The sequence below is a fragment of the Spiroplasma sp. ChiS genome (assembly GCF_002968355.1).
Taxonomy (GTDB): domain Bacteria; phylum Bacillota_I; class Bacilli_A; order Mycoplasmatales; family Mycoplasmataceae; genus Spiroplasma; species Spiroplasma citri.
The window spans coordinates 1-867 of the sequence record NZ_PUUH01000203.1 but is presented as its reverse complement, the minus strand read 5'-3'; the positions used below and the strand labels follow the sequence as shown (position 1 = coordinate 867).

2 protein-coding genes are annotated in these 867 nt (G+C 21.2%); both read left to right on the top strand.

The features are described 5' to 3' along the window. Position 1: 1 nt before the first annotated feature. Positions 2 to 115, top strand: coding sequence for a hypothetical protein (locus C6B38_RS11945; protein WP_308686801.1), 114 nt, complete (start codon positions 2 to 4; stop codon positions 113 to 115). Next, positions 115 to 366 carry a hypothetical protein gene (locus C6B38_RS05625; protein ID WP_105298952.1) on the top strand — a complete coding sequence of 84 codons (252 nt, stop codon included), beginning with the start codon at positions 115 to 117 and terminating at the stop codon, positions 364 to 366. The genes C6B38_RS11945 and C6B38_RS05625 overlap by 1 nt, the downstream gene beginning before the upstream one ends. The last annotated feature ends 501 nt before the right edge of the window (positions 367 to 867 follow it).

Genomic DNA, 867 nt, shown 5'->3' with positions numbered 1-867 from the left:
TATTGTATTAGCAATTTTTCTTTATTTTGGTTTATTAGTTTACCAAAAAATTCGTCAAATTCGAGGAAAGAAAAAAGATAAAAAAGAAATTGAAAGAAAGGAGAGTAATAAATAATGTTAGGTATGTATTTAACAACAGCGTTTAATTTTTTAACAGAACCTACACCTAAAACTATGACTGAGGGTATGACTGGTATTTGAACTGGTTTATCTAGTGCATTATGAAAAGTTAAAGAAGGTATAGCAAATATTTTATTTGTTGTATTAGCAATTTTTCTTTATTTTGGTTTATTAATTTACCAAAAAATTCTATTTTGTATTATTAAAATCTTAAATTGATTCCGTGTTATGGTTAAAGGATTTTAGTATTTATATTTATTATTTATCATGTATTTTAACTGTGGCACACTAGTTTTTATATGTGATTTGATTAAATAATTTTGTTGTTTATTTTTGCACTATACACTGTCTACAAATTTATTTTTAAATAAATTTAATTATTTTGGTTATTATTTATAATGTTAACAAGATGAAAAAACTTGTAGGCAGTATATAGTGTAAAAATATCAATTTAATTATATTTAAGGTATTATTATGGTTTTCTCTCTGTTAAAGGATTTTAGTATTTATATTTATTATTTATCATGTATTTTAACTGTGGCACACTAGTTTTTATATGTGATTTGATTAAATAATTTTGTTGTTTATTTTTGCACTATACACTGTCTACAAATTTATTTTTAAATAAATTTAATTATTTTGGTTATTATTTATAATGTTAACAAGATGAAAAAACTTGTAGGCAGTATATAGTGTAAAAATATCAATTTAATTATATTTAAGGTATTATTATGGTTTTCTCTCTGT